Origin of the sequence: Pseudomonas sp. USHLN015 (genome assembly GCF_037153275.1) — a bacterium.
Taxonomy (GTDB): domain Bacteria; phylum Pseudomonadota; class Gammaproteobacteria; order Pseudomonadales; family Pseudomonadaceae; genus Metapseudomonas; species Metapseudomonas tohonis.
Genome location: NZ_JBBCKP010000004.1, coordinates 327,578 through 350,530 on the forward strand (window position 1 = coordinate 327,578; position 22,953 = coordinate 350,530).

The following is a 22,953-nucleotide window of genomic DNA, read 5'->3' on the forward strand; positions in this document are numbered from 1 at the left end:
GCCGCCCATGGCCGAGATACGCCTGCAGAGCCTCGCCCACAGTTACGCCAGCCAGCCGAAGGGGCCGGAGGACTACGCCATCCTGGCGATGGACCACGTCTGGGAGCAGGGCGGCGCCTATGCGCTGCTGGGGCCTTCGGGCTGCGGCAAGTCGACCCTGCTGAACATCATCTCCGGGCTGCTCAGCCCCTCCGAAGGGCAGGTGCTGTTCGACACCCGCGAGGTCAACCTGCTGCCGCCGGAGGCGCGCAACATCGCCCAGGTTTTCCAGTTCCCGGTGGTCTACGACACCATGACGGTGTTCGACAACCTGGCCTTCCCGCTGCGCAACCAGGGCCTGCCCGAGTCGCGGGTGCTGAGCAAGGTCAGCGAGATCGCCGAGGTGCTCGACCTGCACCACCTGCTCAAGCGCAAGGCGCGCAACCTGACGGCGGACGAGAAGCAGAAGGTCTCGATGGGGCGGGGGCTGGTGCGCGACGACGTGTCGGCGATCCTCTTCGACGAGCCGCTGACGGTGATCGACCCGCACCTGAAGTGGAAGCTGCGGCGCAAGCTCAAGCAGATCCACGAGCAGTTCAACATCACCATGATCTACGTGACCCACGACCAGCTGGAGGCCTCGACCTTCGCCGACAAGATCGCGGTCATGTACGAGGGGCGCATCGTCCAGTTCGGCACCCCGCGCGAGCTGTTCGAGCGGCCGCTGCACACCTTCGTCGGCTTCTTCATCGGCAGCCCGGGGATGAACCTGATCGAGGTGCGCCCGGAGGGTGAGGCGCTGGTCTTCGGCGCCACCCGCGTGCCCCTGGCCCCGGCCATGGCGGCGTACCTGGCCAAGGGGGGCTGGAGCAGCCTGAAGCTGGGCATCCGCCCGGAGTTCGTGCACGTCAGCGACGAGCCCTTCGTCGATGCCCTGGCAGGCGAGGTGACGCACGTGGAGGACCTGGGCACCTACAAGATCCTCACCCTGAACCTGGATGGGCAGCGGCTCAAGGCGCGCATGCAGGAGGACCAGGCCGTGCCGCGCGGGACGGCGTGGATCGGCTTCCCCTCGCAGTGGCTGATGCTCTACGCCGATGACTTGCTGGTGGAGGTGGCGCCATGACCGACAAGGTGATCAACAACAAGGCCTGGTGGCTGGTGCTGCCGGTGTTCCTGCTGGTGGCCTTCAGCGCCATCCTGCCGATGATGACGGTGGTGAACTATTCGGTGCAGGACATCTTCGATGCCTCCACCCGCACCTTCGTCGGCACCGAGTGGTACAAGCAGGTGCTGCAGGACCCGCGCCTGCACGACTCGCTGCTGCGCCAGTTCATCTTCTCCGCCTGCGTGCTGCTGATCGAGATCCCGCTGGGCATCGGCATCGCCCTGTGCATGCCGACCCGGGGGCGCTGGGCCTCGGCCAGCCTGATCGTGATGGCCATCCCGCTGCTGATCCCGTGGAACGTGATCGGCACCATCTGGCAGATATTCGGCCGCGCCGACATCGGCCTGCTGGGCTGGACCCTGAGCAAGCTGGGCATCAGCTACAACTACGCCTCCAACACCATGGACGCCTGGGTGACGGTGCTGGTGATGGACGTGTGGCACTGGACCTCGCTGGTGGCGCTGCTGTGCTATTCGGGCCTGCGCGCGATCCCCAACGCCTACTACCAGGCGGCGCGCATCGACCGCGCCTCGGGCTGGGCGGTGTTCCGCCACATCCAGCTGCCGAAGATGAAGAGCGTGCTGCTGATCGCCGTGATGCTGCGCTTCATGGACAGCTTCATGATCTACACCGAGCCCTTCGTGCTCACCGGCGGCGGGCCGGGCAACGCCACCACCTTCCTCAGCCAGACGCTGACCAAGATGGCGGTGGGGCAGTTCGACCTGGGGCCGGCGGCGGCGTTCTCGCTGGTGTATTTCCTCATCATCCTGCTGGTGTCCTGGCTGTTCTACACGGCCATGACCCACGACGACTCGAAGAGCTGAGGCCGCCCATGACGCCACGCAAAGCCCTGGTGCTGCTCGCCTACATCCTGTTCCTGCTGGTGCCGATCTACTGGCTGCTGAACATGTCGTTCAAGAGCAACACCGAGATACTCGGCGGCCTGACGCTCTGGCCCCACGAGTTCACCCTGCGCAACTACCAGGTGATCTTCACCGACCCGAGCTGGTACGAGGGCTACCTCAACTCGCTCTACTACGTGTGCCTGAACACGGTGATCTCCCTGGCGGTGGCGCTGCCGGCGGCCTACGCCTTCTCGCGCTACCGCTTCCTGGGGGACAAGCACCTGTTCTTCTGGCTGCTGACCAACCGCATGGCGCCGCCGGCGGTGTTCCTGCTGCCGTTCTTCCAGCTGTATTCGTCCATCGGCCTGTTCGACACCCATATCGCCGTGGCCCTGGCCCACTGCCTGTTCAACGTGCCGCTGGCGGTGTGGATCCTCGAGGGCTTCATGTCGGGGGTGCCGAAGGAGATCGACGAGACGGCCTACATCGACGGCTACAGCTTCCCGCGCTTCTTCGCCAAGATCTTCATTCCGCTGATCGGCTCGGGCATCGGCGTGACGGCGTTCTTCTGCTTCATGTTCTCCTGGGTCGAGCTGCTGCTGGCACGCACCCTGACTTCGGTGAACGCCAAGCCGATCGTGGCGGTGATGACCCGCACCGTGTCCGCATCGGGGATCGACTGGGGCGTGCTGGCGGCGGCGGGGGTGCTGACCATCCTGCCGGGCGTGCTGGTGATCTGGTTCGTGCGCAACCACGTGGCCAAGGGCTTCGCCCTCGGCCGGGTATGAGGTGATTTTATGGAATGGATGGCCTGGACCCTGCCCACCGCGACCTTCTTCGGCTGCATCGCGCTGGTGCTGTTGCTGATGGGTATCTGGGAGCTGCGTTCGCCCTGCGTCGAGCGCAAGGGCTTCCTGCCGATCGTCACGACCCGTGGCGACCGGCTGTTCATCGGGCTGCTCGGGAGCGCCTACCTGCACCTGTTGGTGATAGGCGCGACCAGCTGGAACCTGTGGGTAGCGTCTGCGCTATCCGTCGTGTGGTTGTTGGTCGTGATGCGCTTCGGCTAGTTGCGACCGTTCTGAATCCCAAAGGAGGTGTCTATGTTCGAAAACAATTACAAGACCCGACATAGCATGGCGATGGCGGCCCTGCTGGCGTTGTCCGGATTGAGTGGCGCGGCCTGGGCCGATGCCTATGAGGATGCGGCGAAGAAGTGGATCGACTCGGAGTTTCAGCCCTCGACCCTGAGCAAGGAGCAGCAGCTGGCGGAGCTGAAGTGGTTCATCAAGGCCGCCGAGCCGTTCCGCGGCATGGAGATCAACGTCGCCTCGGAGACCATCGCCACCCATGAGTACGAGTCCAAGGTGCTGGCCAAGGCCTTCAGCGAGATCACCGGCATCAAGCTCAAGCACGACCTGATGCAGGAAGGCGACGTGGTGGAGAAGCTGCAGACGCAGATGCAGTCGGGCAAGAACATCTATGACGGCTGGGTCAACGACTCGGACCTGATCGGCACCCACTTCCGCTACGGCAAGGCGGTCTCGATCACCGACATGATGGCCAACGAAGGCAAGGACGTGACCTCGCCGACCCTGGACCTCAACGACTTCATCGGCATCTCCTTCACCACCGGGCCGGACAAGAAGATCTACCAGCTGCCCGACCAGCAGTTCGCCAACCTCTACTGGTTCCGCGCCGACTGGTTCGAGAAGCCGGAGCTGAAGGCCAAGTTCAAGGAAATCTACGGCTACGAGCTGGGCGTGCCGGTGAACTGGTCCGCCTACGAGGACATCGCCGAGTTCTTCAGCAAGCACGTGAAGGAGATCGACGGCAAGCGCGTGTACGGCCACATGGACTACGGCAAGAAGGACCCGTCCCTCGGCTGGCGCTTCACCGATGCCTGGTTCTCCATGGCAGGCGGTGGCGACAAGGGCCTGCCCAACGGCCTGCCGGTGGACGAGTGGGGCATCCGCGTCGAGGGCTGCCGCCCGGTGGGCTCCAGCGTCACCCGTGGTGGCGACACCAACGGCCCGGCGGCGGTCTACGCGACCCAGAAGTACGTCGACTGGCTGCACCAGTACGCGCCGCCGGAAGCCCAGGGCATGACCTTCTCCGAGGCCGGCCCGGTGCCTGCGCAGGGCAACATCGCCCAGCAGATCTTCTGGTACACCGCCTTCACCGCCGACATGACCAAGCCCGGCCTGCCGGTGGTCAACGCCGATGGCACGCCGAAGTGGCGCATGGCGCCGTCGCCGAAGGGCCCGTACTGGGAGGAGGGTATGAAGCTGGGCTACCAGGACACCGGCTCCTGGACCTTCCTCAAGTCCACTCCCGAGAAGCAGCGCCTGGCGGCCTGGCTGTATGCGCAGTTCGTCACCGCCAAGACCGTTTCGCTGAAGAAGACCCTGGTGGGGCTGACGCCGATCCGCGAATCGGACATCAACTCCCAGGCGATGACCGACGCGGCACCGAAGCTCGGCGGGCTGGTGGAGTTCTACCGCAGCCCGGCGCGCCTGCAGTGGTCGCCAACCGGCACCAACGTCCCGGACTACCCGCGCCTGGCGCAGCTGTGGTGGCAGTTCATCGCCGAGGCCGCCAGCGGCGACAAGACCCCGCAGGAAGCCCTGGATGGCCTGGCCGCTGCGCAGGACACCATGATGGCGCGCATCGAGCGCTCCGGGGTGCAGGGCGAGTGCGGGCCGAAGCTCAACGAGGAGCGTGACGCCCAGTACTGGTTCGACCAGCCCGGCGCGCCGAAGCCGAAGCTGGCCAACGAGAAGCCGAAGGGCGAGACCGTGAGCTACGACGAGCTGGTCAAATCCTGGCAGAAGAAATAAGGCTGGAAGGCAGGCCCCGGATGCCCGGGGCTGTTCGCTGAAACGAAAAACGGCACCCTCGGGTGCCGTTTTTCATGGTGCTGCCGCTGCTCAGTCGTGTAGGGTTTCCGCCGCGTGGAGGGTGTTCTCCAGCAGGCAGGCGCGGGTCATGGGGCCGACGCCGCCCGGGACCGGGGTGATCCAGCTGGCGCGTTGCAGGGCCGGCTCGTATTCCACGTCGCCCACCAGCTTGCCGTCTTCCTGGCGGTTGATGCCGACGTCGATGACGATGGCGCCTTCCTTGATCCACTCACCCTTGACCAGGCCCGGCTTGCCGGCGGCGACCACCACCAGGTCGGCGCGGCCCACGTGGCCGGCCAGGTCCTTGGTGAAGCGGTGGGTGACGGTGACGGTGCAGCCGGCCAGCAGCAGCTCGAGGGCCATGGGGCGGCCGACGATGTTGGAGGCGCCGACGACGACCGCGTCCATGCCGTAGAGATCGGCCCCGGTGCTTTCCAGCAGGGTCATGATCCCCTTCGGCGTGCAGGGGCGCAGCAGCGGCATGCGCTGGGCCAGGCGGCCGATGTTGTAGGGGTGGAAGCCGTCGACGTCTTTGTCCGGGCTGATGCGTTCGAGCAGCAGGGACGCGTCCAGGTGCGCCGGCAGCGGCAGTTGCACGAGGATGCCGTCGATGGTCGGGTCGACGTTGAGGCGGTCGATCAGCGCCAGCAGGTCTTCCTGGCGGGTGTTGGCCGGGAGGTCATGGGCCTCGGAGATGAAGCCGACTTCCTCGCAGTCCTTGCGCTTGTGCGCGACATAGACCTGAGAGGCCGGATCGCTGCCAACCAGGATGACGGCCAGGCCGGGAATGCGCAGGCCTTGCTGGCGGCGCTCGTCAACGCGCTGGGCTATCTGTTGGCGGAGGCGGGCGGCGATCGTTTTGCCGTCGATCAGTTGTGCGGTCATGTCGCGTGATTAACCATCGGAAGGGGCTAAAAAGGGCGCATATTCTCGCATGGCGTGGCTTTTGGGCAAAGGCGGCTGGTCAGCATTTTCCCGTAACCCCTTTATCTTTCTAAATTTTTTTAAATTTCCTGTTGACGAGGTAGGGGCCCCTCTATAACATGCGCCCCGCTTGTCGAGCACAGCAACTAGCTGGGTAAGACGGCAAACGTAGAAGTCTACAGGCTTCTGCTGAAGCCGAAGCTTTTAGTAATCTGTTCCACAGATGAATAAGCGCCCGTAGCTCAGCTGGATAGAGCATCCGCCTTCTAAGCGGATGGTCGCAGGTTCGAGTCCTGCCGGGCGTGCCAGTTTGGCAAGTTTGGCTCAAGCAAGACGTAATATGGTGGGCGTAGCTCAGTTGGTAGAGCACAGGATTGTGGCTCCTGGTGTCGTGGGTTCGATTCCCATCGTCCACCCCATATTCGAGAAAGCGCCAGGCCTAGTGCCTGGCGTTTTCGTTTCAAGCGTTGCATGCGGACGTGGTGGAATTGGTAGACACACCAGATTTAGGTTCTGGCGCCGCAAGGTGTGAGAGTTCGAGTCTCTCCGTCCGCACCATGTAAGCAGTCGTAGTCCGGGCTGGGCGAGGCGAGCCTCCAGAGATCCCGGATACGCAATCAGAGAAAGGCAGCCCCCTTGGGCTGCCTTTTTTCGTTTTCGGGCACGGCTCGTGCGCCAACCGGCCGCAGTGCCGTTCCCTGGGGGCTGTGCTCTACTCGAATCTCGCCGCCCGCCCGGCCGCAAGGCATCGGGCAGGGATGCTGGTCGGGTGGGGCGGTCTGTTCATTTCACGTTCTCATAGCCGTTCCTGGGTGCATCCGCCTGGGCGGTTTTCCCGTGTGCGAATTTGCAGGCAGGCTGGGTGGTCAGGGGTTGGCGTCACTGCGCACGAAGCGGTAGCCCAGGCCTTCGAAGCCGTCCGGGCGCAGGGTGAGGGTGTCGCCGAGGCTGCGGCCGCTCCCGGCGAGGATGGCGTGGGCATTGTCCTGGGGCAGCAGGAGGTAGTCGCCGATGGGGTTGCCGTCCGAGCGACCGCTGGCCAGGAGCATGCCGTCCTCCAGGCGCAGCCTGAGGCTCAGGGCGCTGTCGTCGCTCGCCTCACCGGCAATGCGATAGTCGCCGGCCAGCTCTGCCCATTCGGGAGGGATGGGGGTGGCGTCTACGCGTTCACCGATGAAGAGCGTCTGCCCGTGTCGGCGGCCGACCAGCACCTGGCGCCCTTGCAGCTCCACCACATCCAGCTGCAGTTGGCCCAGCTCGCCCAGGTCCTGGGGCCAGAGGCCGAGGAGTTTCTTGCGGGCCCTCAGCCAGCCGGCTTCGTCCCGCAGCAGTTCGACGCGAAGGCCCGGGAGCTCCGCGTACAGGCGTTCGCCCCTGGGGTGGATATGGATCAGGCCGGCGCCTGTGGCGTAGCGCCCGCTCAGGCGCCGGCGATCCTGTGGGCTTGGGCGTTGCAGGCCGGCAATGCCGGAAGGCTTCGCCGGGGTGCTTTCGGGGTGGGCCGCCTTGCCATCGCGCGCCTGCAGCATCAGTCGCATCGACAGGTTGGCGAGCTGCGTGGTGACGGCTGCGGCGCTGTCCGAGTTGGCAAGGACGACGACGCCGAGGCGCTGCTCCGGCAGCAGGATCATCTGGGCATTGAAGTCGCCGGTCGAGCCGCTGTGTTCGACGATGCGCAAGCCCTGGATGGCCAATTCGCCGCCGCAATCACCGAGGAACCAGCCGAGGCCTACCGAGCAGTCCAGGTCCAGTGCGTTGCCGGCGTTCTGTGGATGCAGCATCTCGCGGATCGAGGTTGGCTGCAGTACCTGCCGGCCCTGGTAGCGACCGTCGGCGAAGATCATCTGCATGAAGTGGCTGAGGTCGACCGGGCTGGCCCAGAGGCTACCGGCGGAGAGGTCCCTTATGTTGAGGTCTGCCGAGGGCTTGCCTCCTTTATAGCCGCGTGCGCGATAGGGCTGCTGGTCGCTGTTGCCGAGGAAGCCTGCGTGGCGCATGCCCAGCGGTTGCAACAGTGTTGCCTGGGCGCACTGCTCGAAGTCGCAACCACTGGCGCGTTCGATCGCGGCACCGGCCAGGGCGTAGCCGAGGTTGGAATAGACCGTCTGCGTACCGGGCATATGGCTCAGCCAGGTGCCGCTGGCAAGGGCGGGCAGTTCGCCGAGGGGGAGCGGGTGCTCGGCGACCTGGCCTTCGAGGCGGTCGGTCGGCAGGCCCGACTGGTGGCTGAGCAGGCGGCGCAGGGTGATGGCGCGGTCGGCTGCCGCCTGGTCTGTATGGAAGCGCGAGCGCACGTAGAACTCGCGCAGGCTGGATTGCAATGGGGCGTCCAGGTCCAGGGCTCCCCGTTCGCGCAGTTGCATGACGAGGCTGGCGGTGATCGGCTTTGACAGCGAGCCGACGCGGAAGGCGGTGTACTCGTCGGCAAAGAGGCGTCGCTCGCGGTCCGCGTAACCGAAGCCCCGGGCCCAGATCACCCGCTGGTCGTCCACCAGCGCCAGGGCCAGGCCGGGTATTTCGTGGGCCTGCATCTGCTGGCGGATGTGCTTCTGCAGGAAGACGATCAGTTCGCTGTAGTCGCCCTGGCGGATATCCGGTGTCGGTGTGCTCGGCAGGCCCTGGCAGCCAGCGCTGCCCAGCAGGCAGCCGAGCAATGGCAGGCGCAACGCGTGGAACATGGGGGCTCTCCCTGGGTGATCAGGGAGACGATGCTAAGGGCGGTGGGGCGGGGCAGTCCGCCTGGCTTTGTCTGCAGTCTGTGAAAGATTGTGAAGCGGCTCCTCAGCCCTGGCGGGCCCAGCTGAGGCGGAAGGAGGCGCCGCCCTGCGGTGCGTCCAGCACTTCGGCGTGACCACCGTGCCATTGCGCGACACGGTGGACGATGGCCAGTCCCAGGCCGAAGCCGCCGGTGCGACGGTCGCGGCTCTCGTCGAGGCGGGAGAAGGGTTCGAAGACCCGCTGGCGTGACTCCTCGGGGATGCCGGGGCCGTCGTCGTTGACCTGGATCTGGTAGCTGTCACCGTCCTGGAGGAGGGCGACGTCCACCCGGCGGTCGGCATGGCGGATGGCATTGCGCAGCAGGTTGATCACTGCGCGGGCCATGAAGCGTGGCTCGATGCGCAGGCTTTCCACCGCGCAGGTGCTGATCTCGCAGCGAACGCCGGCCGCTTCGGCTTCCAGGGCCACATCGGCGACCACGCTTTCCAGCCAGCTGGCGGCGTCGATGTTCTCGCGGTGCGAGCCTACGGCGCTGTGCTCCAGGCGCGCGTAGGTGAGCAGTTCGGAGACCATCCCTTCCAGCTCGCCCAGGTCGGCGCGCATGTCGTCCACCAGGGCCTGGTGGTCGGGGTGGTCGGAGCGGCGGGCCATCTGTTCCAGTTCGAAGCTGAGGCGGGCAATGGGGGTGCGCAGTTCGTGGGAGACGGCGTTGGTCAGTTCGCGCTGGTTGCTGATCAGGCTTTCGATGCGATCGGCCATCTGGTTGAAGTGCTCCGCCAGCTTACGGCAGTCAGAGCCACGGAATACCGGCGTGCGGGTGCCGAGGTCGCCGTCGCCGAAGCGCTGGGCAGCCAGGCGCAGGGTCTCCAGGTTGCGCCAGTGCGGGCGGACCCAGAGGAACAGCACCAGGCCGACCAGGAAGCCCAGCAGCAGGTAGGCGCCGATGGTGTAGAGCAGGGTGCCGGCCGGCTCTGCGGGCAGGTCGATCACCAGCAACTGCGGGCCGTCGTCGATGCGGCTTATATAGCGGGTGTAGTTCTCGCGGGTGACCAGCAGGTCGTTGAGGATCAGCTTGCGCTCGCGCTCGTCCAGGGCGAGGTCACTGGCGTCCTTCAGCTCCAGGCGCAGGCCGTAGTGGGGGCGCCAGTCATCCATCTGGCGCGCGCGGCCGGCGGCGTCCAGTTGGCGCAGGCGCTCGGTGAGGGCATAGGCCTGGCCGCGCACCGCTTCGCGGTTGTATTCCTCGAGGCTCGGGGCGAAGAGGGTGGAGATGACGTGGTCGACCACGAAGATGGCGCCGCCGAAGCCCACCGCGAGCAATAGATAGAGGCGCAGGAACAGGCGCAGCATGGTTCAGCTCTCCCAGCCCAGGGGGTTGAACAGGTAGCCCTTGCCCCACACGGTCTTGATCCGTACCGGTTCGCGAGGGTTGTCCTGCAGCTTGGCGCGCAGCTTGCTGATGCAGACGTCGACGCTGCGGTTGAGACCGTCGAAGCCGATGCCGCGGGTGCGGTTGAGGATCTCGTCGCGGGAAAGGATCTCGCCAGCTTGGCCGGCCAATAGCCAGAGAAGTTCGAACTCCATGGTGGTGAGTTCGATGTCCTGGCCGCCCAGTTCGGCGCCTCGGCGGCGTCGATCGATATTCAGGCGGCCGAACTCGAGGCTGTCGCGCTCGCCGCCGGCGGGGGCATGGCGCCGTAGCAGCGCGCGCAGGCGAGCGAGGAGGACGGGCGGCTCGATGGGCTTGATCACGTAGTCGTCGGCGCCCGATTCGAGGCCGAGGATGTGGTCGAGGTCACTCTCCTTGGCGGTGAGCATCAGGATCGGCGTGTCGGCGATGCGGCGGATCTCGCGGCAGACGTGCAGGCCACTCTGGCCGGGGAGCATCAGGTCGAGCATCACCGCCTGGGGACGGAAGTCGACGAAGTTGTCGAGCGCGGTGTCGCCACGGTGCACCTGGCGAACCTCGAAGCCGTGTTCGGAGAGGTACTGGGACATCAGGCGGGCGAGCTTCTGATCGTCCTCGACCAGCATTACCTTGCTGAGGGCGTGACTTTCCATGGTTGTTTCGTCGGTCGGCGGGAGGCGTCGCGCATTATAAGCACCCTCCGCGGTCCTCATTCCAGTGGTGCGCCAGGCGGCGTAATCCCTGGCCGCGAGGCCTTCGCAGGAAGGCTTGCCGGAGCCGGGGGAAGGGCGGAAAAAGCGCTGTTGCATCTGCCGTCGCCGCTGGGGTGACTTCTGCATTTCGCTCCTCTAGAATGCATGCCCTTGATTATGGGGCCGGTCCGGCCGGCTAACGTCTGCAACGAGGAATATCCATGCAAGTTTCTGTTGAAAGCACCTCCGCTCTCGAGCGCCGTATGACTGTTGGCGTTCCGGCTGAGCGGATCGAGACTGAGGTCACCAAGCGTCTTCAGCAGACTGCTCGTCGCGCGAAAGTCGCTGGCTTCCGTCCGGGCAAGGTGCCCATGAGCGTGATCCGTCAGCGTTACGAAGATTCCGCTCGTCAGGAAGTTCTGGGCGATCTGATCCAGTCCTCCTTCTATGAAGCCGTCGTCGAGCAGAAGCTCAACCCGGCTGGCCAGCCTTCCGTCGAGCCGAAAGTGTTCGAGAAGGGCAAGGACCTCGAGTTCATCGCCACCTTCGAAGTGTTCCCCGAGTTCCAGGTTGCCGGTTTCGATTCCATCGCCATCGAGCGCCTGCAGGCCGACGTGGCTGACGCCGATGTCGACAACATGCTGGAAATCCTGCGCAAGCAGAACACCCGCTTCGAAGTCGTCGAGCGTGCCGCCGAGAATGGCGACCAACTGAACATCGACTTCGTGGGCAAGATCGACGGCGAAGCCTTCGCCGGCGGTTCGGCCAAGGGCACTGCCCTGGTTCTGGGCTCCGGCCGCATGATCCCGGGCTTCGAAGAGGCACTGGTCGGCGTCAAGGCCGGCGAAGAGCGCGTCATCAACCCGACCTTCCCCGAGGACTATCAGAACCTCGATCTGGCCGGCAAGACCGCTGAGTTCACCGTCACCGTGAACAGCGTCTCCGCTCCCCAACTGCCGGAGCTGAACGACGAGTTCTTCGCCCTGTTCGGTATCAAAGAAGGCGGCCTGGAAGGTTTCCGCGCCGAAGTCCGCAAGAACATGGAGCGCGAGCTGCGCCAGGCCATCAAGTCCAAGGTCAAGAACCAGGTGATGGACGGCCTGCTGGCTGCCAACCCGATCGAAGTGCCGAAGGCCCTGATCGGCAACGAAGTGAATCGTCTGCGCGTGCAGGCCGTCCAGCAGTTCGGTGGCAACATCAAGCCCGACCAACTGCCGGCCGAACTGTTCGAAGAGCAAGCCAAGCGCCGCGTCGTGCTGGGCCTGATCGTCGCCGAAGTGGTCAAGCAGTTCGAGCTCAAGCCCGATGACGCCCGCGTTCGCGAGCTGATCGAGGAAATGGCTTCCGCTTACCAGGAGCCCGAGCAAGTCGTGGCCTGGTACTACAAGAACGACCAGCAACTGAACGAAGTGCGTTCTGTTGTGCTGGAAGAACAAGTTGTAGATACTGTCCTGCAGAAGGCCAACGTGACCGATAAAGCGGTCTCCTACGAAGATGCAGTCAAGCCGGTAGAAGCTCCGCAAGCCGCCTGATCGTTTCGCCTCGTTCGAGCACACCATAAGCCAGCCTCCGCGCTGGCTTATGCGTCTTTGAGACATGACATTAGTTAGGGAGTGATCGCTGGACATGTCCCGCAATTCTTATATGCAGCAACAGGTCCCTGATATCCAGGCCGCTGGTGGCCTCGTGCCCATGGTGATCGAGCAGTCCGCCCGTGGCGAACGTGCCTATGACATCTACTCGCGCCTCCTCAAGGAACGGGTGATCTTCCTGGTCGGTCCGGTCGAGGACTACATGGCCAACCTGGTCGTGGCGCAGCTCCTCTTCCTCGAGGCGGAGAACCCCGACAAGGATATCCACCTCTACATCAACTCCCCGGGCGGTTCGGTGACGGCTGGCATGTCGATCTACGACACCATGCAGTTCATCAAGCCCAACGTTTCCACCACCTGCATCGGCCAGGCCTGCAGCATGGGCGCGCTCCTGCTCGCCGGTGGCGCTGCCGGCAAACGCTACTGCCTGCCGCATTCGCGGATGATGATCCACCAGCCGCTGGGGGGGTTCCAGGGCCAGGCTTCGGACATCGAGATCCATGCCCGCGAGATCCTGACCATCCGTGAGCGCCTGAACAAGATCCTCGCCGACCACACCGGTCAGCCGATCGACGTCATCGCCCGCGATACCGATCGCGACAACTTCATGAGCGGTGAAGAGGCAGTCAAGTACGGCCTCATCGATCAGGTCCACAGCAAGCGCCAACTGGCGAGCTAAGCGGTTCCGCAATACCGCGGCCGGAACATCTCCGGCCGCTTCGCGGGCTTGAAAATGCCCGCATTTGCCTTCATCTTGTGTTTCATGCCTATCCCGATTGGATTGATCGAATGACTGACACCCGCAATGGCGAGGACAACGGCAAGCTGCTCTATTGCTCCTTCTGCGGCAAAAGCCAGCACGAAGTGCGCAAATTGATTGCCGGCCCCTCGGTCTTTATCTGCGACGAGTGCGTGGACCTGTGCAACGACATCATCCGCGAGGAGGTGCAGGAAGCCCAGGCCGAGAACAGCGCGCACAAGCTGCCCGCGCCCAAGGAAATCCGCACCATCCTCGATCAGTACGTCATTGGTCAGGAACGTGCCAAGAAGGTGCTGGCCGTAGCGGTCTACAACCACTACAAGCGCCTCAACCAGCGTGACAAGAAAGACGATATCGAACTCGGTAAGAGCAACATCTTGCTGATCGGCCCGACCGGCTCGGGCAAGACGCTGCTGGCCGAGACGCTGGCCCGTCTGCTCAATGTTCCCTTCACCATCGCCGATGCCACCACCCTCACCGAGGCGGGCTACGTGGGTGAGGACGTCGAGAACATCATCCAGAAGCTGCTGCAGAAGTGCGATTACGACGTCGAGAAGGCCCAGATGGGCATCGTCTATATCGACGAAATCGACAAGATTTCACGCAAGTCCGACAACCCGTCCATCACCCGTGACGTGTCGGGCGAGGGCGTGCAGCAGGCGCTGTTGAAGCTCATCGAAGGTACTGTCGCTTCGGTTCCGCCCCAGGGTGGTCGCAAGCATCCGCAGCAGGAGTTCCTGCAGGTCGATACGCGCAATATCCTGTTCATCTGCGGTGGTGCGTTCGCGGGTCTGGAAAAAGTCATCCAGAACCGTTCCGCTCGCGGCGGCATCGGCTTCAATGCCGAGGTCCGCAGTGTCGAGCTGGGCAAGAAGGTCGGCGAAGCCCTCCGTGACGCAGAGCCGGAAGATTTGGTGAAGTTCGGGCTTATTCCGGAGTTCGTCGGTCGTCTGCCGGTCATCGCCACGCTGGACGAGCTCGACGAGGCCGCGCTGATGCAGATCCTCACCGAGCCTAAGAATGCGCTGACCAAGCAGTACGCCAAGCTCTTCGAGATGGAAGGGGTCGATCTCGAATTCCGTCCCGATGCGCTGAAGGCAGTCGCCCACCGCGCTCTGGAGCGTAAGACCGGTGCCCGTGGCCTCCGCTCCATCCTCGAAGGCATTCTGCTCGATACCATGTACGAAATCCCCTCGCAGACCGAGGTGAGCAAAGTGGTGATCGACGAGAGTGTCATCGAAGGCACTTCCAAGCCCTTGCTGATCTATGAGAACAGCGAGCAGCCGGCCAAGGCCGCGCCTGACGCTTGATGAAACAAAGGGGCCTCCGGGCCCCTTTGCATTTCCTACTACAGCGCTTGTTTTTTCCCGGACCTGCCCCCATCTTAGGTCCCAGGGTTATCCCATCTGTTACCGGCCATTGGCCGCTGTAGAGCTGAAATCATGAAGACAACCGTTGAATTGCCTCTCCTGCCATTGCGTGATGTCGTGGTCTATCCGCACATGGTCATCCCACTCTTCGTGGGCCGTGAAAAATCCATCGAGGCCCTCGAAGCCGCGATGACCGGGGACAAGCAAATTCTTCTGTTGGCGCAGAGGAATCCGGCCGATGACGATCCGGGCGAAGACGCCCTCTACCGGGTCGGCACCGTTGCGACCGTCCTGCAATTGCTGAAATTGCCCGACGGCACCGTGAAGGTGCTGGTCGAGGGCGAGCAACGTGGTTCGATCGAGCGTTTCACCGAGGTCGATGGCCATTGTCGCGCCGAGGTCTCCCTCATCGATGAGGTGGACGCTGGCGAGCGCGAGTCCGAGGTCTTCACCCGTAGCCTGTTGAGCCAGTTCGAGCAGTACGTGCAACTGGGCAAGAAGGTGCCCGCCGAGGTGCTTTCCTCGTTGAACAGCATCGACGAGCCCGGTCGCCTGGTGGACACCATGGCTGCTCACATGGCGCTGAAGATCGAGCAGAAGCAGGAAATCCTCGAAATCACCGAGCTTCCCGAGCGCGTCGAGCACGTGCTGGCGTTGCTGGATGCCGAGATCGACCTGCTGCAGGTCGAGAAGCGTATCCGTGGCCGCGTGAAGAAGCAGATGGAACGCAGCCAGCGCGAGTACTACCTGAATGAGCAGATGAAGGCCATTCAGAAAGAACTGGGTGACATCGATGAAGGCCACAACGAGATCGAGGAGCTCAAGAAGCGCATCGACAACGCGGGCCTGACCAAGGAAGCGCTGGCCAAGGCCAATGCCGAGCTGAACAAGCTGAAGCAGATGTCGCCGATGTCCGCGGAAGCCACCGTGGTGCGTTCCTATATCGATTGGCTGGTCAATGTGCCCTGGAAGGCCGAGAGCAAGGTGCGTCTCGACCTCGCCAAGGCCGAGGATATCCTCGATGCCGATCACTATGGCCTCGAGGAGGTCAAGGATCGTATCCTCGAGTACCTCGCCGTGCAGAAGCGCGTGAAGAAGGTCAAGGGCCCGGTGCTTTGCCTGGTCGGTCCGCCCGGCGTCGGCAAGACCTCGCTGGCCGAGTCCATCGCTCGCGCCACCAACCGCAAGTTCGTACGCATGGCCCTCGGTGGCGTGCGCGACGAGGCTGAAATTCGCGGTCACCGTCGGACCTACATCGGTTCCATGCCGGGTCGCCTGATCCAGAAGATGACCAAGGTCGGCGTACGTAACCCGCTGTTCCTGCTGGACGAGATCGACAAGATGGGCAGCGACATGCGTGGCGACCCCGCCTCTGCGCTGCTGGAAGTGCTCGATCCCGAGCAGAACCACAACTTCAACGACCATTACCTGGAAGTCGACTACGACCTTTCCGACGTGATGTTCCTTTGCACAGCCAACTCCATGAACATTCCGGCGCCGCTGCTGGATCGCATGGAAGTGATCCGTCTTCCGGGCTACACCGAGGACGAGAAGGTCAATATCGCCACCAAGTACCTCGCGCCCAAGCAGACCCAGGCCAACGGCCTCAAGAAGGGCGAGCTGGAGTTCGATGAGGCCGCGATTCGCGACATCATCCGTTATTACACCCGTGAGGCGGGCGTGCGCAGCCTTGAGCGGCAACTGGCCAAGGTGTGCCGCAAGGCGGTCAAGGAGCACGCCCGCGAGAAACGCTTCAAGGTGCTGGTAACGGCCGAGTCCCTCGAGCACTTCCTTGGTGTGCGCAAGTTCCGCTATGGCCTTGCCGAGCTGCAGGACCAGATCGGGCAGGTCACCGGCCTGGCCTGGACCCAGGTCGGCGGCGAACTGCTGACCATCGAAGCCGCTGTGGTTCCTGGCAAAGGCCAGCTGACCAAGACCGGTTCGCTGGGCGATGTGATGGTGGAATCCATCACGGCTGCCTTGACCGTCGTGCGCAGTCGCGCGAAGAGCCTCGGTATTCCCGCGGACTTCCACGAGAAGCGTGACATCCACATCCACATGCCGGAAGGGGCGACCCCGAAGGATGGTCCGAGCGCGGGTATCGGGATGTGCACCGCGTTGGTTTCGGCCATGACGCAGATTCCCGTGCGGGCCGATGTGGCCATGACCGGGGAGATCACCCTGCGTGGTCAGGTGCTCGCCATCGGGGGTCTGAAAGAGAAATTGCTGGCTGCTCACAGGGGCGGGATCAAGACTGTGATCATCCCCGAAGAGAATGTGCGTGATCTGAAAGAGATTCCCGAAAATATCAAGCAGGACCTGGCCATTAAACCTGTTAAATGGATTGACGAGGTCCTGCAAATTGCGCTGCAATACGCCCCGGAGCCCTTGCCCGATGCGGCTCCCGAGATGGTTGCAAAGGATGACAAGCGCGAGTCTGATTCCAAGGAGCGAATCAGCACGCATTAGCCGGGGGGCTTTCTTGACACATTTTTCTAGCCCTTGTTATAAAGCGGCTCTTATGTGTCGGCAGGCCATCCAGCACCCGCTTTGCTTACACCAAACAACTAAGAAACAAACTCAACAGAAATAAGGGGACTTAAGAGTGAACAAGTCGGAACTGATCGATGCCATCGCCGCATCTGCTGATATCCCGAAAGCTGTCGCTGGCCGTGCGCTGGACGCAGTTATCGAATCCGTCACTGGCGCTCTGAAGGCTGGTGATTCCGTGGTGCTGGTAGGTTTCGGTACTTTCGCTGTGAAAGAGCGCGCTGCTCGCACTGGCCGTAACCCGCAGACTGGCAAGCCGATCAAGATCGCTGCTGCCAAGATCCCTGGCTTCAAAGCTGGTAAAGCTCTGAAAGACGCCGTCAACTAAGCGTCTTTCGGGCTTTGCCCTTCCAGCCGGGGCCTCGCCCTGGCTGGCAGCGGAGCGGTAGACCACGGGGAATACCCCGCGTCCAGGAAGCCCAGCTTCCGACCGCTCCGCCAGTTACGAGAGAAGGCGCATCCTCGGATGCGCCTTTCTTATATCCAGACTCTACCCGCGCTGCGCGGCTGTTTTATTCGGTACAGCCGTTTCTGGGGGACGCATGCTGCAGAACATCAGGGACAATTCACAGGGATGGATTGCCAAGACCATTATCGGCGTCATCATCGCGCTGCTCGCGCTGACGGGTTTCGACGCCATCTTCAATGCCACCAGCAATCGCCAGGATGCCGCCAAGGTCAACGGTGAGGAGATCACCCTCGACCAGTTGAGCCAGGCCGCAGACATGCAGCGCCGCCAGCTGATGCAGCAATTGGGCAAGGACTTCGATGCTTCCCAGCTGGACGACAAGCTGCTGCGCGAAGCCGCCCTCAAGGGGCTGATCGAGCGCAAGCTGCTGCTGCAAGGCGCAAAGTCGTCCGGTTTCGCCTTCTCGCAGCCTGCCCTGGATCAACTGATCCTGCAGACCCCCGAATTCCAGGTCGATGGCAAGTTCAACCCTGATCGCTTCGATCAGGTGATCCGCCAGATGAGCTACACCCGCCTGCAGTTCCGCCAGATGCTCGAGCAGGAGATGCTCGTCGGCCAGCTGCGCGCAGGCCTTGCCGGCAGTGGCTTCGTCACTGACGAGGAAATCCGTGCCTTCGCCCGTCTGGAGAAGCAGACCCGCGACTTCGCGACCCTGACCTTCAAGGCCGACCCCAAGGCGGTCACGGTCAGCGATGACGAGATCCAGGCCTACTACGACGAGCACAAGGGCCAGTTCATGAGCCCGGAGCAGGTCGTGCTCGAATACGTCGAACTGAAGAAAGAAGCTTTCTTCAGCCAGGTCGAAGTCAGCGAGGACGACCTCAAGGCCCAGTACGACAAGGAGATCGGCAACCTCTCCGAGCAGCGCGACGCGGCCCACATCCTGGTCGAGATCAACGACCAGCAGACCGAAGAGCAGGCCAAGGCCAAGATCGACGAGATCAAGCAGCGCCTGGACAAGGGCGAGGCGTTCGCCGCCCTGGCCAAGGAGTTCTCCCAGGACCCCGGCTCCGCTGCCAACGGTGGTGACCTCGGTTTCGCCGGTCGCGGTGTCTACGAGCCGGCGTTCGAGGACGCGCTCTACGCCCTGAAGAAGGACGAAGTCTCCGCTCCGGTGCGCACGCCCTACGGCCTGCACCTGATCAAGCTGCTGGCGATCCAGGCCCCCGAAGTGCCGAGCTTCGACAGCCTGAAGGAGAAGATGGTCCGCGAGCTGAAGACCCAACAGGTCGAGCAGCGCTTCGTCGAAGCCACCAAGGAACTGGAGGACTCCGCATTCGAGGCGTCCGACCTGGCCCAGCCGGCCCAGGAGCTGAACCTCAAGGTCCAGACCAGCGCGCCCTTCGGTCGTGAGGGTGGCGAAGGCCTGACTGCCAATCGCCAGGTCCTGCAGGCTGCATTCAGCCCCGAGGTCCTTGAAGACGGCGGCAACAGTGGCGCCATCGAGCTTGATCCGGACACCGTGGTCGTCCTGCGTGCCAAGGAGCACCGCAAGCCCACCCAGCTCGAACTGGCTTCCGTCATCGACAGCATCCGTCAGCACCTGACCCAGGAGAAGGCCAGCGAATCGGCCAAGGCCAAGGCCGATGAGCTGCTGGCCAGCCTGCGTGAAGGCAAGACCCCCGCTACCCAGGCGCCGCAAGGCCAGACCTGGAGCGTGGTCGAGGCCGCCACCCGCAGCCAGGAAGGTGTAGACCCCGCCCTGTTGCAGACCCTGTTCCGCATGGGCAAGCCCGAGTCTGCCGACAAGCCGACCTTCTCCAGCCTGAAGCTGAGCAATGGCGACTACGTGGTGATCCGCCTGAATGGCGTGAGCCAGCCCGAGGACGCGCTATCCGAGCAGGACAAGGCCATGTATGGCCGTTTCCTGGCTTCGCGCAGCGGTCAGCAGGATTTCGCTGCCTACCGTCGCCAACTGGAAGCGGAAGCCAAGGTCGAGCGTTTCTGATCGACCTGGCGTGATTGAGGAAGGCCGCGGAAGCGGCCTTTTTCATGCCCGGGAGAAAGGGGAGGGAGCGGAGCTCTTTCCGGCTGCAGCCCGGGCTACGTCCGAGCCAAAGGCTGCGCAAATGCCGGCTTTCGAGCCCCCATGAAAAAGCCCGCCTGATGGCGGGCTTTTTCACGTCCGGGGCGATCAGTCTTCGATCGCGCCCATGGCAGTGGTGTTGAAGCCACCGTCGACGTAGAGGATCTCACCGCTGATGCCCGAGGCCAGGTCGGAACAGATGAAGGCGCCGGCGTTGCCGACTTCCTCGATGGTCACGTTGCGGCGCAGGGGGGTCTGCTTCTCGTTGGCGGCGAGCATCTTGCGGAAGCTCTTGATGCCGGAAGCGGCCAGGGTGCGGATCGGACCGGCGGAGATGGCGTTGACGCGGGTGCCTTCCGGGCCGAGGCTGCCGGCCAGGTAGCGGACGCCGGCTTCCAGGCTGGCCTTGGCCATGCCCATCACGTTGTAGTTGGGCATGGTGCGTTCCGCGCCCAGGTAGGACAGGGTCAGCAGGCTGCCATTGCGGCCTTTCATCAGCTCGCGGCCGGCCTTGGCCAGGGCCACGAAGCTGTAGGCGCTGATGTCGTGGGCGATGCGGAAGCCCTCGCGGGTGGTGACCTCGGTGAAGTCACCGTCCAATTGGTCGCCCGGTGCGAAGCCGACGGAGTGGACGATGCAGTCCAGGCCGTCCCACTTCTTGCCCAGGGCCTCGAATACGGCTGCGATCTCGTCGTCGTTGGCGACGTCGCAGGGGAAGCACAGGTCGGCGTTGGAGCCCCAGCCTGCGGCGAACTCTTCCACACGGCCCTTCAGCTTTTCGTTCTGGTAGGTGAAGGCGAGCTCGGCGCCCTCACGGTGCATGGCAGCAGCGATGCCCGATGCGATGGACAGTTTGCTGGCGACGCCAACGATCAGTACGCGCTTACCGGCGAGAAAACCCATGTGCGTTCTTCCTCTTCTGGTTAATTGGCAGTTTCCGGAGCCAGGAATGCGGCTTCCAGCAACTGCTTCGTATAAGTGTGCTGCGGTGCGGCGAAGACCGTCTCGGCAGGGCCTTGCTCAACCACCTTGCCGTGCTTGACCACCATCAGGTGGTGGCTCAGGGCCCTGACCACCGCCAGGTCGTGGCTGATGAACAGGTAGGTCAGGTTGTACTTGGCCTGCAGCGAGCGCAGTAACTCCACCACTTGGCGCTGCACCGTCCGGTCGAGCGCCGAAGTGGGCTCGTCCAGCAGGATCAGCGCCGGTTTCAGCACCAATGCCCGGGCAATGGCGATCCGTTGCCGTTGCCCGCCGGAAAACTCATGGGGGTAGCGGTTCCGGGTTTCCGGATCCAGCCCCACCTCCAGGAGCGCGTCGATGATGGCCTGTTCCTGCTCCGCCTCGGTGCCCATGCCATGGATCTTCAGGCCTTCCCCGACGATCTGGCCCACGCACATGCGTGGGCTCAAACTGCCGAAGGGGTCCTGGAACACCACCTGCATCTGGCGCCGGAACGGACGCACCTCCTTCTGCGAGAGCCCCTCCAGGGCCTGGCCCTGGAAGCGGATGGCGCCCTGGCTGCCGAGCAACCGGAGGATCGCCAGGCCCAGCGTGGACTTGCCGGAACCGCTTTCACCCACGATGCCCAGGGTCTGGCCCTGATGCAGGGTGAAGTCGATACCGTCCACGGCCTTCACATGATCGACCGTGCGGCGCAGCAATCCCTTCTTCACCGGGAACCACACACGCAGGTCGTCCACCTCCAGCAACGGCGGCCCCTGCGGGCTGTCCACCGGCTTGCCCGAGGGCTCGGCGGCGAGCAGTTCCCGGGTATAGGGATGCTGCGGTGCACGGAACAATTCTTCACACGACGCCTGTTCGACGATGCAACCGCGCTGCATGACACATACGCGATGCGCGATACGTCGCACCAGGTTCAGATCGTGGGTGATCAGCAGCAGCGCCATGCCCAGGCGGGCCTGCAATTCCTTGAGCAACTCGAGGATCTTCAGCTGCACGGTGACGTCCAGTGCGGTGGTCGGCTCGTCCGCGATCAGCAGCTCCGGCTCGTTGGCCAGGGCCATGGCGATCATCACCCGCTGGCGCTGGCCGCCGGAAAGCTCGTGCGGGTAGGCCTTCAGCCGCTTGGCCGGCTCGGGAATGCCCACCAGCTCCAGCAGCTCCAGGGTGCGCTGGGTGGCGGCCTTGCCGCTGATGCCCTTGTGCAGGGCCAGCACTTCCTTGATCTGCTTCTCGATGCTGTGCAACGGGTTGAGCGAGGTCATGGGCTCCTGGAAGACCATGGCGATGCGGTTGCCACGGATGCCGCGCAGCTTGGCCTCGGGCAGCTTGAGCAGGTCCTTGCCGGCGTACTGGATGCTCCCGGCCGGGTGGCGGGCGAGCGGGTAGGGCAGCAGGCGCAGGATGGAGTGCGCGGTCACCGACTTGCCCGAGCCGGACTCGCCGACCAGTGCCAGTGTCTCGCCCTTGCGGATGTCGAAGCTCACGCCCTCGATCACCCGCTGGGTGTGTTGCCCGGTGACGAATTCGACCGCGAGGTCGCGGATTTCAATCAGGTTCTCGCTCATCTCACTTCCTCGGGTCGAAGGCATCGCGGGCGGCTTCGCCGATGAACACCAGCAGGGTCAGCATGACGCCGAGTACGGCGAAGGCGCTGATGCCCAGCCAGGGTGCCTGCAGGTTGGCCTTGCCCTGGGACACCAGCTCGCCCAGCGAGGGGGCACCGGGCGGCAGGCCGAAGCCGAGGAAGTCCAGGGCGGTGAGGGTGCCGATGGCGCCCGTGAGGATGAAGGGCATGAAGGTCATGGTCGAGACCATGGCGTTGGGCAGGATGTGGCGGAACATGATCGCGCCGTTCTGCATGCCCAGCGCCCGGGCGGCGCGCACGTACTCCAGGTTGCGACCCCGGAGGAACTCCGCGCGCACCACGTCCACCAGGCTCATCCAGGAGAACAGCAGCATGATGCCCAGCAGCCACCAGAAGTTCGGCTGCACGAAGCTGGCGAGGATGATCAGCAGGTAGAGCACCGGCAGGCCCGACCAGATTTCCAGAAGGCGTTGCCCGGCCAGGTCCACCCACCCCCCGTAGAAGCCCTGCAGGGCACCGGCGATGACGCCGATGATGGAGCTGAGGATGGTCAGCGTCAGGGCGAACAGCACCGAGATGCGGAAACCGTAGATGACCCGGGCGAGCACGTCGCGCCCCTGGTCGTCGGTGCCCAGCAGGTTGTCGGCGGAGGGCGGCGCGGGGGCCGGCACCTTGAGGTCGTAGTTGATGGTCTCGTAGCTGAAGGGCACCGGCGGCCAGATCATCCGCCCGTCCTTGGCCGCGATCAGCTCGCGGATGTAGGGCGTCTTGTAGTTGGCCTCCAGGGGGAACTCGCCGCCGAAGGCGGTTTCCGGGTAGCGCTTGAACACCGGGAAGTACCACTGGCCGTCGTAGCGCACGGCCAGCGGCTTGTCGTTGGCGATCAGCTCGGCGCCCAGGCTGGCGATGAACAGCACGAGGAACAGCCAGAGCGACCACCAGCCCCGTTTGTTGGACTTGAAGCGCTCGAAGCGACGTCGATTGATTGGCGAGAGTTGCAT

The 22,953-nt window shown here is 63.8% G+C and carries 18 protein-coding genes and 3 tRNA genes; 14 read left to right on the forward strand and 7 right to left on the reverse strand.

What is annotated here, in order from left to right; all coding sequences use genetic code 11:
- The first annotated feature begins 7 nt into the window (after positions 1-7).
- Genes WFQ67_RS10470 through WFQ67_RS10490 form a run of 5 tightly spaced genes read left to right on the forward strand, consistent with a single transcriptional unit; the run spans position 8 to position 4,832 of the window.
- Positions 8-1,105, forward strand: a complete 1,098-nt coding sequence (locus tag WFQ67_RS10470; protein ID WP_337056806.1) for an ABC transporter ATP-binding protein — start codon at positions 8-10, stop codon at positions 1,103-1,105.
- The gene (locus WFQ67_RS10475) at positions 1,102-1,971 is read left to right on the forward strand and encodes a carbohydrate ABC transporter permease (protein WP_111261315.1); all 870 of its coding nucleotides are present in this window, start codon (positions 1,102-1,104) and stop codon (positions 1,969-1,971) included. The genes WFQ67_RS10470 and WFQ67_RS10475 overlap by 4 nt, the downstream gene beginning before the upstream one ends.
- A gap of 8 nt (positions 1,972-1,979) precedes the next feature.
- Positions 1,980-2,780 (forward strand): carbohydrate ABC transporter permease, encoded by an 801-nt coding sequence (locus WFQ67_RS10480; RefSeq protein ID WP_173178818.1) that lies wholly within the window; start codon positions 1,980-1,982, stop codon positions 2,778-2,780.
- A 9-nt stretch (positions 2,781-2,789) separates the two neighbouring features.
- Positions 2,790-3,062, forward strand: a complete 273-nt coding sequence (locus WFQ67_RS10485; RefSeq protein WP_337056807.1) for a DUF2160 domain-containing protein — start codon at positions 2,790-2,792, stop codon at positions 3,060-3,062.
- A gap of 33 nt (positions 3,063-3,095) precedes the next feature.
- Complete coding sequence (locus WFQ67_RS10490; protein ID WP_173178817.1) at positions 3,096-4,832, forward strand: ABC transporter substrate-binding protein; 1,737 nt, start codon at positions 3,096-3,098, stop codon at positions 4,830-4,832.
- 90 nt (positions 4,833-4,922) lie between these two features.
- Here WFQ67_RS10490 and folD read toward each other — a convergent pair whose 3' ends face one another.
- Positions 4,923-5,777 carry a bifunctional methylenetetrahydrofolate dehydrogenase/methenyltetrahydrofolate cyclohydrolase FolD gene (gene folD, locus WFQ67_RS10495; RefSeq protein WP_213629039.1) on the reverse strand — a complete coding sequence of 285 codons (855 nt, stop codon included), beginning with the start codon at positions 5,775-5,777 and terminating at the stop codon, positions 4,923-4,925.
- Between the two features lie 270 nt (positions 5,778-6,047).
- Here folD and WFQ67_RS10500 point away from each other — a divergent pair.
- The 3 genes from WFQ67_RS10500 to WFQ67_RS10510 all read left to right on the forward strand — a co-directional run bounded on the left by WFQ67_RS10500 (position 6,048) and on the right by WFQ67_RS10510 (position 6,374).
- A tRNA-Arg gene (locus WFQ67_RS10500) sits at positions 6,048-6,124 on the forward strand.
- A 35-nt stretch (positions 6,125-6,159) separates the two neighbouring features.
- Positions 6,160-6,235 (forward strand) — tRNA-His (locus WFQ67_RS10505).
- A gap of 54 nt (positions 6,236-6,289) precedes the next feature.
- Positions 6,290-6,374 (forward strand) — tRNA-Leu (locus WFQ67_RS10510).
- A gap of 308 nt (positions 6,375-6,682) precedes the next feature.
- Here the strand turns inward: WFQ67_RS10510 and WFQ67_RS10515 are convergent.
- From WFQ67_RS10515 to WFQ67_RS10525, 3 genes are all read right to left on the reverse strand, one after another.
- Positions 6,683-8,494, reverse strand: a complete 1,812-nt coding sequence (locus WFQ67_RS10515; protein ID WP_337056808.1) for a serine hydrolase domain-containing protein — start codon at positions 8,492-8,494, stop codon at positions 6,683-6,685.
- A 103-nt stretch (positions 8,495-8,597) separates the two neighbouring features.
- Positions 8,598-9,884 (reverse strand): ATP-binding protein, encoded by a 1,287-nt coding sequence (locus WFQ67_RS10520; RefSeq protein WP_337056809.1) that lies wholly within the window; start codon positions 9,882-9,884, stop codon positions 8,598-8,600.
- Between the two features lie 3 nt (positions 9,885-9,887).
- Positions 9,888-10,595: a winged helix-turn-helix domain-containing protein gene (locus WFQ67_RS10525; protein ID WP_213629042.1), complete on the reverse strand. Its 708-nt coding sequence runs from the start codon at positions 10,593-10,595 to the stop codon at positions 9,888-9,890.
- Between the two features lie 260 nt (positions 10,596-10,855).
- On the opposite strand from WFQ67_RS10525, the gene tig reads away from it, so the two are divergent.
- From tig to WFQ67_RS10555, 6 genes are all read left to right on the forward strand, one after another.
- Positions 10,856-12,166, forward strand: a complete 1,311-nt coding sequence (tig, locus tag WFQ67_RS10530; protein WP_213629043.1) for a trigger factor — start codon at positions 10,856-10,858, stop codon at positions 12,164-12,166.
- A 94-nt stretch (positions 12,167-12,260) separates the two neighbouring features.
- A complete protein-coding gene (clpP, locus tag WFQ67_RS10535; protein WP_111261324.1) occupies positions 12,261-12,905 on the forward strand; it encodes an ATP-dependent Clp endopeptidase proteolytic subunit ClpP in 645 nt (214 codons plus the stop codon).
- A gap of 110 nt (positions 12,906-13,015) precedes the next feature.
- Positions 13,016-14,296 carry an ATP-dependent Clp protease ATP-binding subunit ClpX gene (gene clpX, locus WFQ67_RS10540; RefSeq protein WP_111261325.1) on the forward strand — a complete coding sequence of 427 codons (1,281 nt, stop codon included), beginning with the start codon at positions 13,016-13,018 and terminating at the stop codon, positions 14,294-14,296.
- A 132-nt stretch (positions 14,297-14,428) separates the two neighbouring features.
- Positions 14,429-16,825 carry an endopeptidase La gene (lon, locus tag WFQ67_RS10545; RefSeq protein ID WP_173178813.1) on the forward strand — a complete coding sequence of 799 codons (2,397 nt, stop codon included), beginning with the start codon at positions 14,429-14,431 and terminating at the stop codon, positions 16,823-16,825.
- Between the two features lie 136 nt (positions 16,826-16,961).
- Complete coding sequence (hupB, locus tag WFQ67_RS10550) at positions 16,962-17,234, forward strand: nucleoid-associated protein HU-beta (RefSeq protein WP_003087931.1); 273 nt, start codon at positions 16,962-16,964, stop codon at positions 17,232-17,234.
- A 214-nt stretch (positions 17,235-17,448) separates the two neighbouring features.
- Positions 17,449-19,323 carry a SurA N-terminal domain-containing protein gene (locus WFQ67_RS10555; protein WP_337056810.1) on the forward strand — a complete coding sequence of 625 codons (1,875 nt, stop codon included), beginning with the start codon at positions 17,449-17,451 and terminating at the stop codon, positions 19,321-19,323.
- A 186-nt stretch (positions 19,324-19,509) separates the two neighbouring features.
- On the opposite strand, the gene fabI is transcribed toward WFQ67_RS10555, so the two are convergent.
- Genes fabI through WFQ67_RS10570 form a run of 3 tightly spaced genes read right to left on the reverse strand, consistent with a single transcriptional unit; the run spans position 19,510 to position 22,953 of the window.
- A complete protein-coding gene (gene fabI / locus WFQ67_RS10560; protein ID WP_173178811.1) occupies positions 19,510-20,304 on the reverse strand; it encodes an enoyl-ACP reductase FabI in 795 nt (264 codons plus the stop codon).
- 20 nt (positions 20,305-20,324) lie between these two features.
- A complete protein-coding gene (locus WFQ67_RS10565; RefSeq protein ID WP_173178810.1) occupies positions 20,325-21,932 on the reverse strand; it encodes an ABC transporter ATP-binding protein in 1,608 nt (535 codons plus the stop codon).
- Between the two features lies 1 nt (position 21,933).
- Positions 21,934-22,953, reverse strand: a complete 1,020-nt coding sequence (locus WFQ67_RS10570; RefSeq protein ID WP_337056811.1) for an ABC transporter permease — start codon at positions 22,951-22,953, stop codon at positions 21,934-21,936.

Bases quoted from the DNA above. Each gene is read 5' to 3' on its own strand.
- WFQ67_RS10470 (WP_337056806.1), top strand. From the start codon at position 8: ATGGCCGAGATACGCCTGCAGAGCCTCGCCCACAGTTACGCCAGCCAG.
- WFQ67_RS10475 (WP_111261315.1), top strand. From the start codon at position 1,102: ATGACCGACAAGGTGATCAACAACAAGGCCTGGTGGCTGGTGCTGCCG.
- WFQ67_RS10480 (WP_173178818.1), top strand. From the start codon at position 1,980: ATGACGCCACGCAAAGCCCTGGTGCTGCTCGCCTACATCCTGTTCCTG.
- WFQ67_RS10485 (WP_337056807.1), top strand. From the start codon at position 2,790: ATGGAATGGATGGCCTGGACCCTGCCCACCGCGACCTTCTTCGGCTGC.
- WFQ67_RS10490 (WP_173178817.1), top strand. From the start codon at position 3,096: ATGTTCGAAAACAATTACAAGACCCGACATAGCATGGCGATGGCGGCC.
- folD (WP_213629039.1), bottom strand. From the start codon at position 5,777: ATGACCGCACAACTGATCGACGGCAAAACGATCGCCGCCCGCCTCCGC.
- WFQ67_RS10515 (WP_337056808.1), bottom strand. From the start codon at position 8,494: ATGTTCCACGCGTTGCGCCTGCCATTGCTCGGCTGCCTGCTGGGCAGC.
- WFQ67_RS10520 (WP_337056809.1), bottom strand. From the start codon at position 9,884: ATGCTGCGCCTGTTCCTGCGCCTCTATCTATTGCTCGCGGTGGGCTTC.
- WFQ67_RS10525 (WP_213629042.1), bottom strand. From the start codon at position 10,595: ATGGAAAGTCACGCCCTCAGCAAGGTAATGCTGGTCGAGGACGATCAG.
- tig (WP_213629043.1), top strand. From the start codon at position 10,856: ATGCAAGTTTCTGTTGAAAGCACCTCCGCTCTCGAGCGCCGTATGACT.
- clpP (WP_111261324.1), top strand. From the start codon at position 12,261: ATGTCCCGCAATTCTTATATGCAGCAACAGGTCCCTGATATCCAGGCC.
- clpX (WP_111261325.1), top strand. From the start codon at position 13,016: ATGACTGACACCCGCAATGGCGAGGACAACGGCAAGCTGCTCTATTGC.
- lon (WP_173178813.1), top strand. From the start codon at position 14,429: ATGAAGACAACCGTTGAATTGCCTCTCCTGCCATTGCGTGATGTCGTG.
- WFQ67_RS10555 (WP_337056810.1), top strand. From the start codon at position 17,449: ATGCTGCAGAACATCAGGGACAATTCACAGGGATGGATTGCCAAGACC.
- fabI (WP_173178811.1), bottom strand. From the start codon at position 20,304: ATGGGTTTTCTCGCCGGTAAGCGCGTACTGATCGTTGGCGTCGCCAGC.
- WFQ67_RS10565 (WP_173178810.1), bottom strand. From the start codon at position 21,932: ATGAGCGAGAACCTGATTGAAATCCGCGACCTCGCGGTCGAATTCGTC.
- WFQ67_RS10570 (WP_337056811.1), bottom strand. From the start codon at position 22,953: ATGCAACTCTCGCCAATCAATCGACGTCGCTTCGAGCGCTTCAAGTCC.